At 60.5% G+C, this 14343-nt stretch carries 10 protein-coding genes, 1 tRNA gene and 1 CRISPR repeat array; of the genes, 4 read left to right on the top strand and 7 right to left on the bottom strand.

Features of this window, described 5'->3' with window-relative positions:
- Window positions 1-993 (top strand): type I-B CRISPR-associated endonuclease Cas1b, encoded by a 993-nt coding sequence (gene cas1b, locus D8Y22_RS09105; RefSeq protein ID WP_141464387.1) that lies wholly within the window; start codon window positions 1-3, stop codon window positions 991-993.
- Window position 994: 1 nt separating this feature from the next.
- On the top strand, window positions 995-1255 hold the full coding sequence (gene cas2 / locus D8Y22_RS09100) for a CRISPR-associated endonuclease Cas2 (protein ID WP_141464386.1): 261 nt from the start codon (window positions 995-997) through the stop codon (window positions 1253-1255).
- A 107-nt stretch (window positions 1256-1362) separates the two neighbouring features.
- Window positions 1363-5005: a CRISPR direct-repeat array (repeat unit 30 nt; unit sequence GTTTCAGACGAACCCTTGTGGGGTTGAAGC).
- 125 nt (window positions 5006-5130) lie between these two features.
- Here cas2 and D8Y22_RS09095 read toward each other — a convergent pair.
- The 3 genes from D8Y22_RS09095 to D8Y22_RS09085 all read right to left on the bottom strand — a co-directional run bounded on the left by D8Y22_RS09095 (window position 5131) and on the right by D8Y22_RS09085 (window position 7806).
- The gene (locus D8Y22_RS09095) at window positions 5131-6348 is read right to left on the bottom strand and encodes a DUF418 domain-containing protein (RefSeq protein WP_141464385.1); all 1218 of its coding nucleotides are present in this window, start codon (window positions 6346-6348) and stop codon (window positions 5131-5133) included.
- A 318-nt stretch (window positions 6349-6666) separates the two neighbouring features.
- A tRNA-Thr gene (locus D8Y22_RS09090) sits at window positions 6667-6740 on the bottom strand.
- Window positions 6741-6825: 85 nt separating this feature from the next.
- Entirely contained in the window at window positions 6826-7806 is a 981-nt protein-coding gene (locus D8Y22_RS09085) for a class I SAM-dependent methyltransferase (RefSeq protein ID WP_141464384.1), read from the bottom strand.
- A gap of 214 nt (window positions 7807-8020) precedes the next feature.
- Here D8Y22_RS09085 and D8Y22_RS09080 point away from each other — a divergent pair, with 214 nt between their 5' ends.
- Window positions 8021-8680 carry a hypothetical protein gene (locus D8Y22_RS09080; protein WP_141464383.1) on the top strand — a complete coding sequence of 220 codons (660 nt, stop codon included), beginning with the start codon at window positions 8021-8023 and terminating at the stop codon, window positions 8678-8680.
- 36 nt (window positions 8681-8716) lie between these two features.
- On the opposite strand, the gene D8Y22_RS09075 is transcribed toward D8Y22_RS09080, so the two are convergent.
- Both D8Y22_RS09075 and tenA read right to left on the bottom strand, forming a co-directional pair.
- Window positions 8717-9487 carry a TenA family protein gene (locus D8Y22_RS09075; RefSeq protein WP_141464382.1) on the bottom strand — a complete coding sequence of 257 codons (771 nt, stop codon included), beginning with the start codon at window positions 9485-9487 and terminating at the stop codon, window positions 8717-8719.
- Window positions 9484-10143, bottom strand: coding sequence for a thiaminase II (tenA, locus tag D8Y22_RS09070; protein ID WP_141464381.1), 660 nt, complete (start codon window positions 10141-10143; stop codon window positions 9484-9486). The genes D8Y22_RS09075 and tenA overlap by 4 nt, the downstream gene beginning before the upstream one ends.
- 156 nt (window positions 10144-10299) lie before the next feature.
- Here tenA and D8Y22_RS09065 point away from each other — a divergent pair, with 156 nt between their 5' ends.
- Complete coding sequence (locus D8Y22_RS09065) at window positions 10300-11082, top strand: HpcH/HpaI aldolase family protein (RefSeq protein ID WP_141464380.1); 783 nt, start codon at window positions 10300-10302, stop codon at window positions 11080-11082.
- Window positions 11083-11092: 10 nt separating this feature from the next.
- On the opposite strand, the gene D8Y22_RS09060 is transcribed toward D8Y22_RS09065, so the two are convergent.
- Window positions 11093-12754: a tRNA uridine(34) 5-carboxymethylaminomethyl modification radical SAM/GNAT enzyme Elp3 gene (locus D8Y22_RS09060; protein ID WP_141464379.1), complete on the bottom strand. Its 1662-nt coding sequence runs from the start codon at window positions 12752-12754 to the stop codon at window positions 11093-11095.
- 942 nt (window positions 12755-13696) lie between these two features.
- Window positions 13697-14215, bottom strand: a complete 519-nt coding sequence (locus tag D8Y22_RS09055; RefSeq protein WP_141464378.1) for an SHOCT domain-containing protein — start codon at window positions 14213-14215, stop codon at window positions 13697-13699.
- Window positions 14216-14343 lie beyond the last annotated feature (128 nt).

Below are 14343 nucleotides of genomic sequence, written 5' to 3'. Positions count from 1 at the left end.
ATGGATAGAAACTACCACGTGTTTTCCGACGGCCGTATCGAGCGCAAAGACGACACGGTGAGAATTGTCACCGAAGACGGCGACAAAAAGTACGTCCCGATCGAGAACGCCGAGGCACTGTTTCTACACGGCCAACTCGATTTCAACACGCGTCTGATGTCGTTTCTGAACGACCAGGGCGTTGCACTCCACGTCTTCGGCTGGGAAGACTACTACGCCGGATCGGTCATGCCAGAACGCGGACAAACGTCGGGCCAAACCGTCGTCGCGCAAGTTCGGGCGTACGACGACAGCGAGCACCGACGCCAACTCGCGGCTGCCATCGTCTCGGGGAGCATCCACAACATGCGAACGAACCTCGTCTACTACGACGGTCGTGACTGCGCCCTCGAGCAGGAAATCGACGATCTCGAAGCTGCAACCGACCGTATTGAACCCACCCTGCCAGTCGACGAACTGATGGGAATCGAAGCGACTGCCCGAAAGGCCTACTACCGATCGTTCAACGACATTCTTCCGCCGGAGTTCCAACTCTCTCGACGCGAGTACAACCCGCCACCGAACGAGATCAATAGCCTGATTTCGTTCGGCAACTCGCTCGTCTACGCCACCTGCACGTCAGCCATCCGCGCAACCGCGCTCGATCCGACGATCAGCTACCTCCACGAACCCGGCGAACGCCGCTATTCGCTGTCACTCGATCTCGCAGACCTCTTCAAGCCCATCATCGCGGATCGCGTTCTCTTTCGACTCGTCAACCGATCCCAAATCACGAGCGACGACTTCGAAACCGAACTCGAGTCGTGTCTCCTGAACGAGACGGGGCGAAAAACGTATTCCAAAGCGTTCGAGGAAACACTCGAGCGGACAGTCGACCATCCACAGCTGAACCGAAAGGTGAGCTATCAGTATCTCATGCGACTCGAGGCGTATAAGCTCAAAAAACACCTCTTGACCGGCGAACAATACGACTCGTTCAAACGATGGTGGTGATATGTACGTCGTAATGGTATACGACCTCGAAGCCGAGCGGACACACAAAGCGCTGAAAATCGGCCGGCGATATCTCACACACGTTCAAAACTCCGTCCTCGAGGGCGAGATTTCGAAGGGTGATCTCGAACGGTTACGGAACGAAATTGATGAGTTGTTACAACCTGGTGAATCTGCCATACTCTATGAGATTTCCTCGGATTCTCTGGTCAACCGGACAGTATATGGTGATGATCCAACCGATGACCAGCGGTTTCTGTAACCCTCTATAATCGTCGACCCCTAGCGGTTGATTAGTTATTGACGGTCGACGGAAGCACTATAGTGTAGTCGTACGATATAGCTCCTGTGGCCTGGAAATTGGGCACGGTTTCAGACGAACCCTTGTGGGGTTGAAGCAGAATCCCGATGACGGGACTTGTGAGTAAAAAGAGTGTTTCAGACGAACCCTTGTGGGGTTGAAGCATCGAGCCGGGAATCGACCCGCAGGTCGAGGAACTCGTTTCAGACGAACCCTTGTGGGGTTGAAGCGGTTGGCCAAATTCGAGTCTCCCTTGTGGGTTCGATGTTTCAGACGAACCCTTGTGGGGTTGAAGCGCCGAATATCTCGCCCGTATCCGCATTGTGAACGATGTTTCAGACGAACCCTTGTGGGGTTGAAGCGATCTGTTCGCTGATCGGCTCGTACTGGTCGAAGCGTTTCAGACGAACCCTTGTGGGGTTGAAGCAACCTCCGTGACTACGGCGCCGAGGGACAGATCGGGTTTCAGACGAACCCTTGTGGGGTTGAAGCCTTGGTGTTGACCCTGCTCGAGAGGGGGACGACCGCGTTTCAGACGAACCCTTGTGGGGTTGAAGCGTCTCTATCCGCGTCTTCAAGCTCGTTTCGTTTGACGTTTCAGACGAACCCTTGTGGGGTTGAAGCGGCGCTGACCTCGTCCTCGCCACCAGTGAGCTCCTTGTTTCAGACGAACCCTTGTGGGGTTGAAGCGATCCGACAGCGGTCGAGCGGCCGGACAAGGCCGACGTTTCAGACGAACCCTTGTGGGGTTGAAGCGAATGCTCGGACATGGATTTGCCTATGGGGTAGATCGTTTCAGACGAACCCTTGTGGGGTTGAAGCAGCGCAAGCGAACTTATCGAAAGCCTTGACGACGGGTTTCAGACGAACCCTTGTGGGGTTGAAGCATGCTTCGAGTTGCCAGAACCGGAGACAGACGACGAGTTTCAGACGAACCCTTGTGGGGTTGAAGCATTGAAACGCTCGAGGTAGTCCGTGGCCGCGTTGATAGTTTCAGACGAACCCTTGTGGGGTTGAAGCCGCAACTGAGACGGCCTCGGAGTCGACGACCTCGCGTTTCAGACGAACCCTTGTGGGGTTGAAGCGATCAGCTCCGACGCCTGTCGGGTGATCGACTGTTTGTTTCAGACGAACCCTTGTGGGGTTGAAGCGCGAGTATCTTCCCACTCGCACGGTTCTGGATTGTGTTTCAGACGAACCCTTGTGGGGTTGAAGCTGGAACAACGGTACGAAACGCGGGCGAATCGCCGGGTTTCAGACGAACCCTTGTGGGGTTGAAGCTTCGTACATCCCGACTGCCTCGAGCACGCTGGGAGCGTTTCAGACGAACCCTTGTGGGGTTGAAGCGAACTAGCATGACCGAGTGCAAAATGCCGGGTTGTAGTTTCAGACGAACCCTTGTGGGGTTGAAGCCTCGAGCAGTCTTCGGACAACGGGGGAAGTGATGACCGTTTCAGACGAACCCTTGTGGGGTTGAAGCGTTTGACGATACGGTGATTGCAGCGGACGCGGAAGAGTTTCAGACGAACCCTTGTGGGGTTGAAGCTCGAGGTGGCCTAACTCTTGGAGTGCTGCAACAGGTTTCAGACGAACCCTTGTGGGGTTGAAGCGCCACGAGTTAGGACTGGTGGGGCGTCGGTAGCGAGTTTCAGACGAACCCTTGTGGGGTTGAAGCACGTCCTCCTCTGTTACCTCCGACCCACTCAAGTCCAGTTTCAGACGAACCCTTGTGGGGTTGAAGCCCAGAGGTACTCGAGGACGCGGACGATCACATCCTCGTTTCAGACGAACCCTTGTGGGGTTGAAGCACCAACGCTGACCTCAACGAAACAATCCATGATATGTGTTTCAGACGAACCCTTGTGGGGTTGAAGCCTAACCCAACTGTTCGAGGCCGTCATCCAGCAGAGTTTCAGACGAACCCTTGTGGGGTTGAAGCCGATCCGATGTTGTCAAGCGTCCCGTCTGGATGTCCAGTTTCAGACGAACCCTTGTGGGGTTGAAGCGGGTGATGGGAACCCGATGTGGGCTGGTGGGGCGAAGTTTCAGACGAACCCTTGTGGGGTTGAAGCGGCTCGAGGTATAATATGCCTTGTGATGGACTGTAAAGTTTCAGACGAACCCTTGTGGGGTTGAAGCGCTGCTGGCGATTACGACGAAGTCGCGATTGATCTCGTTTCAGACGAACCCTTGTGGGGTTGAAGCATGTGGTACGACAGCACGCTCGAAGTCTTGGCAAGTTTCAGACGAACCCTTGTGGGGTTGAAGCCAATCAGGGTACTGTGTATCGGTGGATGGACAATCAGTTTCAGACGAACCCTTGTGGGGTTGAAGCCTGATTGGTCGTTTGAAACCGTCTCATTGCGAATCGTTTCAGACGAACCCTTGTGGGGTTGAAGCGACTTGGAGTTTCAGAACTCAGATACGAACGACGTGTTTCAGACGAACCCTTGTGGGGTTGAAGCCAGCTAACCTTTTCTGTAGACGCGACGGACGCAGGTTTCAGACGAACCCTTGTGGGGTTGAAGCGTCCGTCGTCGTTGTATTTAATGCTAATCATGTGCGTTTCAGACGAACCCTTGTGGGGTTGAAGCGTCATTGACCAAGTCAACCGAATCCCCGGTGTTGAGTGTTTCAGACGAACCCTTGTGGGGTTGAAGCGCTCAGTATCACTATCTACCATAGCGAACCACCCCGTTTCAGACGAACCCTTGTGGGGTTGAAGCCTTCCAAGCCTCTCGAGTGGCGACGATACCGAGCAGTTTCAGACGAACCCTTGTGGGGTTGAAGCATGCGGTGGTTGGATGACCAACTCGATAAGGGTGTTGTTTCAGACGAACCCTTGTGGGGTTGAAGCCGCTAGTGTGGTTCTAGCGGTTGTCTCGTATGCACTGTTTCAGACGAACCCTTGTGGGGTTGAAGCCCCCGGTGAGTTCGCGCTTGGGACTACGCTCGAGGTTTCAGACGAACCCTTGTGGGGTTGAAGCTCAGTGCCGCAGTCACGGCTCCGTTGACTGCGTTGGTTTCAGACGAACCCTTGTGGGGTTGAAGCTTGGACTTTGTACCAAGGACGACCTTAGTATCACGGGTTTCAGACGAACCCTTGTGGGGTTGAAGCAACCCCTTCGAGGATGGCGTCAACCGTCGCGTCTTGTTTCAGACGAACCCTTGTGGGGTTGAAGCGACGGTCGTCTCGCTGTCTTCGACGGCGCTGATGAGGTTTCAGACGAACCCTTGTGGGGTTGAAGCGACGTCGCGCCACTCGTCCCGCGGGACGACTGCCTGTTTCAGACGAACCCTTGTGGGGTTGAAGCGGGTTGTTCTCGTGGGCGAACTGGAGCCGGTCGAGGGTTTCAGACGAACCCTTGTGGGGTTGAAGCAGTTGGGGACTCGAGGATACGGCTGCCGAGGACGGCGTTTCAGACGAACCCTTGTGGGGTTGAAGCAATCTCCTGTTCGTAGGCTTCACCCGACCGCTGGCGGTTTCAGACGAACCCTTGTGGGGTTGAAGCGAACGATGACTCACCCACAACGCGGCGGTGCGCCGAGTTTCAGACGAACCCTTGTGGGGTTGAAGCGGAGACACAGCTGTCTTCGCGATGGATATTGGCGATGTTTCAGACGAACCCTTGTGGGGTTGAAGCACCGTTACCATGCCGTGCCCAATTCCCGAACGCCAACGTTTCAGACGAACCCTTGTGGGGTTGAAACTGGCAGTTGTTCGAGATCATCGGGCACCTAGAAAAGCTAGGTCGATCCTTGGCGGGTTTGGAGTGACAATTCTTGGTCCTACCCTACTGTTCTTTCGGTCGAGTACGAACTGAAGCCGGTCAAACTCAATTTTTGGTATGGTTGCTTCGCCGAAGTTGCTGGCTGGACCGGTACGTCAGCACGCGCCAGCCCCACTCCAATGGTCCATACTGGAAGTACCGCAGCCACAGCACTGACAGCGGGACCTGTACTGCCCAGATCGCCACGACGATGCCGAGGGCCTCGAGGCGCGTGACCTGCCCGAAGAGCCCGAGACCGTGCCCGTAAAAAATCGACGTTGCCAGCAGCGTCTGGAGGATGTAGTTGCTGAACGCAGTCCGCCCGACGGCGGCTGTCGCTCGGGTGACGACGCCGTCGGATCGCCACTGGCAATACAACATGACGACGCCGATGTAGGCGCCGGCGAGTGCAAAGCTCCCCCAGTAGTTGAACTGCCGCCAGAACAGCCCCGCCGCGGGATCCCAGTTCGTCGCCTGGATGAACCAGACGCCGGCGAGGATGACGGTGAGGCCGCTCGTGGCACCGCCGACGACCAGTTGGCGATAGAACCGACTCGAGCGGTCGTTCGTCAGCACGCCCCACTTGAACAGCGCCATGCCAAGTAGCATCGAGCCGCTGACCCGCCAGGCGGTGTAGCTGACAAAGCCCGATGTCTGTCGCTGGAAGGCCGCCGGTGCCCGATGGTTCAGCTGGGCGATCCAGCCGCTGCGATAGGCCTCGAGTTCCGCCTCGAGCGCGACTGCGGAGGGGCGCCACGCGCTCGCAAGCGCCGTAGGATCGGCTGTGAGGCCAGCCAGAACCTCGAGTATCGAGGGAACGGCCACCAGCGTGACGCCGAACAGTGCCAGCGGTTGTGGCTCGAGGTCTCGCAGGAAGACGACGCCGAGAGCGCAGACGCCGTAGGCAAAGAGGATGTCGCCGTACCACAGCAGATAGGCGTGGGCGAGTCCGAAGAGGATGAGCCACCGTGATCGACGGTGGAATAACCCGATGGGAGACTGTGCTTTCCGTTCGGCACTTCGGGTGAATAGGACGACGCCGGCGCCAAACAGGATGGTAAACAGCGTGATGAACTTCTGTTGGGCGAAGACGTGTGTGCCGAGCCAGGCCCAGTAGTTGTAGCCCGAGAGGTCGCCGTAGACCGTCGGGTTCGATAGCGTCGCTTCGGGCATCGAAAAGACCCAGATGTTGACCAGCAAGATGCCGAGCAACGCGACTCCGCGAAGTGCATCGAGCGCGACGATACGGTCCGATGGTATCGTCGGGCTGGTTTCGGAACTCATCAATCCCGCTCCGACTCGCCGGTCGTGAGTCGCTGTGACTGAACAGTCATGGCGCCCAATCTACAACATCGCTGTGCGGATACTTTCAAACGGTTGTGAATTCGGGTAACGAAGGTAAAATACGCTCGCCAAGAGGCAATAATGGTCCGTATAGAAGACGTTTATTGAACTCCTCGAGTTGGCCGATCGATCTGTTCGAGGCCGATCGATAGGGGGAGGAACCGCGGTTCCAGCTGTGGTTTCACCGGTGAATCGTGACACCAGACCGTATCAAATCACTCGACGGCTGTTGCTGCTCACGTGTTGTTCGCAGCAAAAAGCCGGTGGAGGGATTTGAACCCTCGACCTAATCCTTACGAAGGATTCGCTCTGCCAGTCTGAGCTACACCGGCGCGAGTGCATTCTGTTGTAAGGCCGATACCAGCCATAAGGATTGCGAATCGATATCGTCGTGGGAGCGATTCGCTCGCCATCCGGTTATCGCTCGAGTCGGACGTCGAGACAGACGTTGAGTTCGTGGGGGGCGTACGAGCGGACGACGCGCTTGGTTTCGACGGTGACGCCGTAGTCGGGTTCGGCGGCCGCTCGGATGGCTCGTTCACCGGGGCCGAAGGGATCGTCTTCGTGTTGGATGTCGTAGTAGTGGAGCACGCAGTCGTCGCCAGCGATCGTGACTGCGGCGGTGAGGAACTCGTCGGCGCTGTGGGGGAGGTTCATCACGAGTCGGTCGGCCCAGTCTTCGTAGTCGGGGGCGACCTCGCGAACGTCGTCACAGATGGCGGTGACGCGGTCGTCGACATCGTTGCGCCGGGCGTTTTCTCGGAGGTACTCGATCGCGGTTTCGTTGATGTCGACACCGACCACCTCGGCGCCACGCTTGGCAACGGGAACGACGAAGGGACCGACGCCGGCGAACATGTCGAACGCCCGTTCGTCCTCCTGGACCTGTTCGGTAACCCGGTAGCGTTCGGTCGCGAGCCGCGGCGAGAAGTAGACCGCCGCGAGATCCAGCCCAAATTCACAGCCGTACTCGCGGTGGACGACCGCGGTGCTCTCGCCCGCGAGCAGTTCCCAGTCGCGAACCCGGGTCTCGCCTTTGACCTTCGAGGCCTTGTTCAGGACGGTCTCGAGGGGGAGATCCGAGTCGACGATCGCGTCGGCGATTTCGCGGGCGCGGTCGGAATCGTCTTCGTCGATCAGCGCCGCCTCGCCGAGGCGCTCGTAGGACGGGTCGAATCCGAGGAGATCGGCCGGCGTCGTCTGGGTCTCGCGCTCGGTCGCGTCTCGAGTGACGACCTCGAGGTCGTCGGGGACGGCGTCGGGATCGGTGACGGGGATGTAGAGGTCGTCGTCGACGACGGCGATCTCGTAGCCGTCGTCGATCAGGTTCGCGTCCGCCAGGTCGCGACGCGTCGCTTCGCCTGCAGCCGGCGCGACGCGAACGCACGGCACTTCCATAGCCGTAGTCGGGACCCGCCTGCCGTAACCCTGGCGTTTTGCCGTCCGGGAGTGGGGGCCACGGCGCCCCTGTGACAGGGCGAGAGCGGCAGTCGGAAACACTAATCCGAATCCGGCACCTGGAGTCGGGTATGAGCGATGTCTACGCCACGCTCGAGATGCCGCCCTCGAGTGCGACCACGAGTGCAGCCCGCGACGGGGGGCGGTGACAGCGATGAGTACGCCCGAGGGATTCCAGCCGTGGTCGGCGGTGCATCACCTCCCCACGTTTTTCGAGGGACTCGAGGAGACCGGTGCCATTTCGGTACTTGACTTTCTCGAGGGGGTAACCGAGCACAACGACCTCGACCTCGAGGCCGACGGACTGGTGTATCATGATCGGGGCATTCGGGTGCCGGGCTACGACGCGACGTTCGTCCACGAGGCGACCGGCGCGCGTGGTCGCCCCGCCTTCAGCGTCGAGGTCAACACGGTCGGCCCGCGAAATGCCTGGGAGATCTTCGACGATACGCTCTCCTGGGACGCCTACCTGCTGCGGACGAGCGGACTTGCGGCGATCGCCTGGATCAGCGACGAGGAGTACACGGTCGAGGAAGCCGACGAGTTCGAGACGAAACGCGACGCCGTCGCCGCCGGCCGCTTTTCGTTCGGCATCTTCCTCCACAGCGGCGAAGAGTGGACCGAACAGGTCGAGCGGATGCACCAGACGAAGGCCCCAGCATACCTGCAGGGCGAAGACGGCCGGGTTACGATGCCGACCACGCAGGCGGAGTTCTACCAGTACGTCGACTCGACGCCGACCGAGTTCCGAACCAGCGGCGGTAACGCGCCGTCGTATCTCGGTGTGCTCGAACTCGAGATTTCGATCGATTGACCGGCCGTATCGCGGACGATCGAGAGTCTCGTCTGCTTACCGTTCGTAGGCCGCATCGAAAAAGGCGACCTCGAGGGTGACGGTCCGCCCGAACAGCGCCGCGACGCGTCGCTGGCGCCGCGGGGAGAGTTCGGGGCCGATCGCATCGAGTTGGCTCCGAAGCCAGGCGACGAATTCACAGAACGGCTCGACGGCGTGGAGGTCGATCCACTCGGCGTAGTAGAACGGCAACTCGGTGCCGGCGCTTGGCGGGCCGTCAGCGGCGGAATCGGCGTGTGTCTCGACGGCTGCGGTGGCCCAGGCCTCGTAGATCCACTCGGCGGGCACCAGTACGGCGAGCGTCTCGGCGTACCCGCCCTCGCCTGTGGCTCGGCCGAGCAGATCGATAAACGCCGCCGTCGGCTCCGCGAGGTCTGGATCCTGTCGGCGCGACTCCGGGACCGAGAGCGCGTCGAACGACCGTTCGAAGTAGTCGTCCTCGTCGTCGGTGACCGTCTCGAGGAACTCGACGAGTCGACGTTTCGCCGCCATGTCGGGAGCCTGCCCGACCGCGTGGCCGAACGCGCCGACGAGCTGGCCGACGAACGCGTAGTCCTGGACGAGATAGTCGGCGTAGGCGTCTTCGGCGAGCGTGCCGTCGGCTAACTCCCGGGTAAAGGGGTGGTCGACGGCGTCGGTCCAGGCGGGTTCGGATCGCTCGCGGAGCCAGTCGGTAAACCGCGGCTCGGGCTCGTCGCTATCGGCGGCGTAGGCCTCGTACGTCGGCCGAGCGCCCGAATCACCCTCGGCGGGAGTACTGGCGGTCACAGCTCCCACCCCTCGAGCGTGTAGGCCATCTCCCAGAACCGGTACTCGAGTTTTGCGCTTGTCAGGAACGCCTCGGTCATGGCCTCGTGCTCGCCGGGGAACCGCTCGCCGCAGTCGTCGACGAACTCGCGACACCAGGCCGTCGCCTCGCGGAACTCATCGCCGGTGTACAGCTCGATGAAGGGCGTGTACTCGTGGTCGTCCTCGGCGAGGTCGGCCATGTGCTCGGCGACGTCGAGATACCCCTGCATGCACGGGTAGAGCGCGCCGGCGATTTCGGCGATCGAGCCCTCGTGAGCTGTCCGCACGAGGAAGTTCGTGTAGGCGACGCAGGTCGGGGCCTTCTCGACGGCCTCGAGCTCCTCGCGGCTGATTCCGTAGTCGGCGGCGAACGCCCGGTGGAGGTCCATCTCGTGATCTAAGACCTCGTGGGCGACCCCGAGCAGGTGGGTCATCGTCGCCTCGTCGCGAGCCTTCGTCCCCGCGATGGAGAACACGCGCGCGTAATCGAGCAGGTAGCGATAATCCTGTTTCACCCAGTGTTCGAACGCCGCCCGCTCGAGCGTGCCAGCGGCGAGTTCGCGGACGAACGGGTGGTCTTTCTGGGCCGCCCAGATGTGGCTTCCCTCCTCAAGTAGCTGGTCGCTGAACGCCATACGAACGTGACCGATTCCCAGTCTATTATAACTAGTCGATACAATCGAGTTATGCTCGCGGTCGTCTCGGTGCCACGCCGTACCGTCCGACCGGTGGTCGCCACACGACCGACCGCTACCCGGAGCTTTTTCGCCGGCTATGGGCAACATCGGGACATGTCCTTCCCAGCTAAATTGCGAGCGCGCGAGCCGATCGTCGGGAACTGGCACACGCTGTCCGATCCCGCCGTCGCCGAGATCACCGGCCTCACCGAATTCGACGTCGCCGTCATCGACGTAGAGCATACGCCGATGGATTTCGAGACGGCGATCGAGATGGCGCGAGCGGTCGACGCGGCCGGCACCGACACCGGGACGCTCGCTCGCGTCTCGGAAAACGACGCGGCCGAGATCAAGCGCGTCCTCGACATCGGCGTCGACGGCGTGATGGCGCCGATGATCGACACGGCCGACGAGGCCCGTGCGTTCGTCGAGGCGACCAAGTATCCGCCCGACGGCATCCGCGGCGTCGCGAACGGACGAGCCAGCGAGTACGGCTACCGATTCCCCGAGTACGTCGAGGAGGCCAACGACGAGATCGTGACGATCGCCCAGATCGAGACCGAGGCGGGGCTCGAGAACGTCGAGGAGATCGCCGCCGTCGAGGGAGTGGACGGCCTCTTCGTCGGCCCCGCCGATCTCTCGACGGCGCTTGGCATCACCGCGGACGTGACGAACGACCGCTTTCTCGAGGCGGTCGATCGCATCCTCGAGGCCGGTCACGCGGCGGAGACGGCGGTCACGACGCTCGCGCTCGGCGACGAGGATATCGAGCGCTGGCTCGAGCGCGGCTTCGACGGCCTCATGGTCGGCGTCGATACGGCCTACGTGCGGGCGGCAAGCCAACGGACGAAAGCGGCCTTCGACGACGCACTCGACTCGAGTGCGGAGAAGGGCTGACCGATCGACGCTACAACCGCTTGCTGACGTAGGGGCCATCCTGGTGGTAGCCCAACTTGTTCCGGTAGTACTCTCGAGCGCCGATCCCCGAGATGACGCTGAGTTTGTCGTAGCCCGCATCGCTGGCAAGTTCCTCGGCGCGTTCCATCAACCGGCGGCCGTAGCCTTTGTGCTGGTGCTGGTCGGTCTCCCCGTCGGTGCCGACCGTGACTTCGGAGCCGTAGACGTGCAGTTCCCGAATCAGGGCCGCGTTCTCGAGTTCCGGTCGGACCGGATCCGACGGGAGCCGGAGTCGACAGAAGCCGATCAAGAGGTCTTGATCGAAATCCTCGAACGAAAGAAAGTGTTCCGTGCCGCCGCAGGCGTCGTAGCTCGTGACCTCGAGGTCGATCTCGTCGGGCTCGGCGTCGTTCATCCCGACCTCGCGACAGCGGATACACTCGCAGGACCAGTCGTGGTCGGCCATCCGCTTTCTGGCCAGTTGTCGGAGGTTCGATTTCCAAACGCCGGCGTCGATGTAATCGGCCGGAATGTCTCGCTGGACCCGCTGCAGGCGCGTGTACCGGGGGATCATGTCCTTAATCTCGGCGATCAGTTCGGCGGCCTCCTCGTTGCCGAGTGGCTCGTACTCGCCTTCGTGCCACCAGTCGTAGGTCGCCGTCCCGCGGACGATCAGCGTCGGATAGATCTTTAGGTAGTCTGGCTTCCACTGCTCCTGCTCGAAGATGCGCCGGAAGTCCTCGAGACACATCTCTTTGCTCATCCCGGGTTGGCCGGGCATCATGTGGAAGCCGACCTTGAACGCCGAATCGCGCAGGCGCTGGTTGGCGTCGATCGAGGCCTGGACCCCGTGGCCCCGGTGCATCTCCCGGTTGATCCGCTCGTAGGTGGTCTGGACGCCGACCTCGACTTTCGTCCCGCCCAGATCGAGCATTCGGTCGATCTGCTCGGGGTCACACCAGTCGGGTTTGGTCTCGAAGGTCGTCCCGATGTTACGGATGTCGGCCGTCTCGTTTTCGGCGATAACGTCCTCTACGTATCGCCACTCGTACTCGTCGGGATCCTGCGCGAAGCTCACGCCCTCGGCCGGCTCGGGCTGTTTGTCCACGTCGAAGTCGTTCATCGCTTCCAGGGCGCGCTTGACAAACCACTCCTGGTAGTCGTGGCTGCGGGCGGTCATCGTCCCACCCATCAGGATGAGTTCGACCTTGTCGACCGGATGGCCGATCTCGCGCAGTTGCTCGAGACGGAGCCGGACCTGGCCGTAGGGATCGTAGTCGTTCTGGACGCCGCGGGCGGCAGCGGGCTCGTTCCCGGTGTAGCTCTGGGAACTCGAGAACTCCGAGTCGGGGCCGCCGGGACAGTACAGACACTTCCCGTGGGGACACCGTTCGGGCGAGGTCATGATCGCGACGGGCGAGACGCCCGAGGCCGTCCGGACGGGTTTGCGCTGGAGGACTTCCTCGAGTGCTTCGCGGTGCTCCTGTGGCGCGTAGTCCAACAGCTCGGAGTTCTTGGGTACCTTCGGCGCCGAGTGCTCCGAACAGGCCTCGAGTTTGGCTTTCTCGACCTCGTCGCGCTCGATCTCGCCGGCGAGAATGCGCTCGACGAGCGTCTCACAGACTCGCTCGAAGGCCTCGGTCTCGGTGGGTTCGGGCGTCTCGGTGCTCACTACAGGGATTTCGTCGCGCGGCGTGAATAAGCGTGTCGGAGTCACCACTTCGGAGCGTCACGTCGGTGTCCATCACGGAGCCACGACGCCACCAATTCCTTCGAAACGGGTGCAACGACTGATTCCGGTCATCCTGATACTGACGCGGTGTCGTCTCGGACGGAGAACTACCAGCGAAAACACAGTAGTTACTCAAATCATCACAACAAGTACATACGGTTGTCGTCCGTCCGACACCCATGGGAGACGAAACAAACGAGGACGAATTTGACATCCTCTTCCGCGTAAACGCGGAGGAATCCTGAGTCAAGCGAATCGAAGATTCGCGTACGTCGCAAACCTCCGGTTTGCTCAGCGTTGGAGATTTCAGGTTTGCAGTCTCACCGAGCATCCAGTCGGTGAGAATCCGTCGGGATGCTCATGGTCTTTTGGCGGGTGGGACTGCTGGGAGTGCCAAGCCCCCGGTACTCCTATCCTTGGTCATATTCGGACTCCCGGTGTTGTTTTTGCCACGGGGGAGTCCGGCAGATTTCGACGGACTCGGAGTTACTTTCCGACTGCTTCCAAGCAGTCAGGCACTGCATCGGTTCATTATAGGAACCGACCGTTCACCCGACTGGTTCCGGATACTGTGGTTCGAAAATCGACGATTTTCGTCATCACGAGAATCAAAGATTCTCGAACGATCTCATTGCTTGGGGCGGACAGGCCGCCTCCGCAGGACCGGTGGGAATCGCTCCGTTCCAACCTAATTCCTACTTGTAATGTAAGTGGCCTGTCCACTTGAACGTTAGCGTTCAAATCTCAGAGAAGTTGGATTCCGATGATTGGTGGTGGGATGACGGCGCGTATCCACGCCGTGAACGACGTGGTATTGCGCCTGCTTAGCGTATAACCGCGATCGGAATGGGGGACACTGGGACCCGATTTCCCAATCCCGTCTCAGTTCGGATCCCGCTCGAGTTCTCGCTCTCTCGGCCCATCGGTGGTGTCTGTGCTCTGCGTGGGTCGCTCGTGGCGGCGATCGCGTTCCTCGCGCGCGTCGTGGCGCCACCGATCGGCGTCCTCGATCGTCTCCGTCTCGAGTAAGCGCTCGAGTTTCCGCTCGAACTGCGCGTCGGTCAACTCGCCGGCCGCATACCGATCCCGAAGCGTCTCCAGCGCATCGCCCGGACTGGACTCGCTCGCGTCGGCTCGAGTCGGTCGGTCGTCGGCTGACCCGCTGGACTCGGCTTCGTCGTCCCAGGATGCGGTGTCGCTCCAGTCCCACCACTCCTCGTGGTCGGCCTCGTCGCCAAACAGTAGGGCGACCATCGGGATGATGACGACGTAGCTGACGAGCAACAGCGGGAGCCACCACCACTGGCCAGTAAAGAGTCCGAGCAGCCAGAGCCCGGTCAGCACCATCGCCGTGACTTCCGTCACGTTGTCGCGGAGACGCGTCACGGGATCGTCGCTCATACTGGTTGATACACCGGGGACGAGGAAAGATGTTTCCACACGGATACCATCGTTGGGGCGTCAGCAACCCCCCGGCGGAAGTGGTCGGCGCCGAAAACTCTGGCCAAACGGTTAAGCCACCGCTACCT

Source organism: Salinadaptatus halalkaliphilus, from assembly GCF_006543045.1.
In the GTDB taxonomy this organism is placed as follows: domain Archaea; phylum Halobacteriota; class Halobacteria; order Halobacteriales; family Natrialbaceae; genus Salinadaptatus; species Salinadaptatus halalkaliphilus.
Note: the sequence above shows the minus strand (reverse complement) of the source record. Positions and strands in the feature narration are given on the sequence as shown.

What these genes read in the sequence shown, in the direction of transcription:
- cas1b (WP_141464387.1), top strand. Translation starts at nt 1, where the DNA reads ATGGATAGAAACTACCACGTGTTTTCCGACGGCCGTATCGAGCGCAAA.
- D8Y22_RS09080 (WP_141464383.1), top strand. Translation starts at nt 8,021, where the DNA reads ATGAGTACGCCCGAGGGATTCCAGCCGTGGTCGGCGGTGCATCACCTC.
- tenA (WP_141464381.1), bottom strand. Translation starts at nt 10,143, where the DNA reads ATGGCGTTCAGCGACCAGCTACTTGAGGAGGGAAGCCACATCTGGGCG.
- cas2 (WP_141464386.1), top strand. Translation starts at nt 995, where the DNA reads ATGTACGTCGTAATGGTATACGACCTCGAAGCCGAGCGGACACACAAA.
- D8Y22_RS09065 (WP_141464380.1), top strand. Translation starts at nt 10,300, where the DNA reads ATGTCCTTCCCAGCTAAATTGCGAGCGCGCGAGCCGATCGTCGGGAAC.
- D8Y22_RS09085 (WP_141464384.1), bottom strand. Translation starts at nt 7,806, where the DNA reads ATGGAAGTGCCGTGCGTTCGCGTCGCGCCGGCTGCAGGCGAAGCGACG.
- D8Y22_RS09095 (WP_141464385.1), bottom strand. Translation starts at nt 6,348, where the DNA reads ATGAGTTCCGAAACCAGCCCGACGATACCATCGGACCGTATCGTCGCG.
- D8Y22_RS09055 (WP_141464378.1), bottom strand. Translation starts at nt 14,215, where the DNA reads ATGAGCGACGATCCCGTGACGCGTCTCCGCGACAACGTGACGGAAGTC.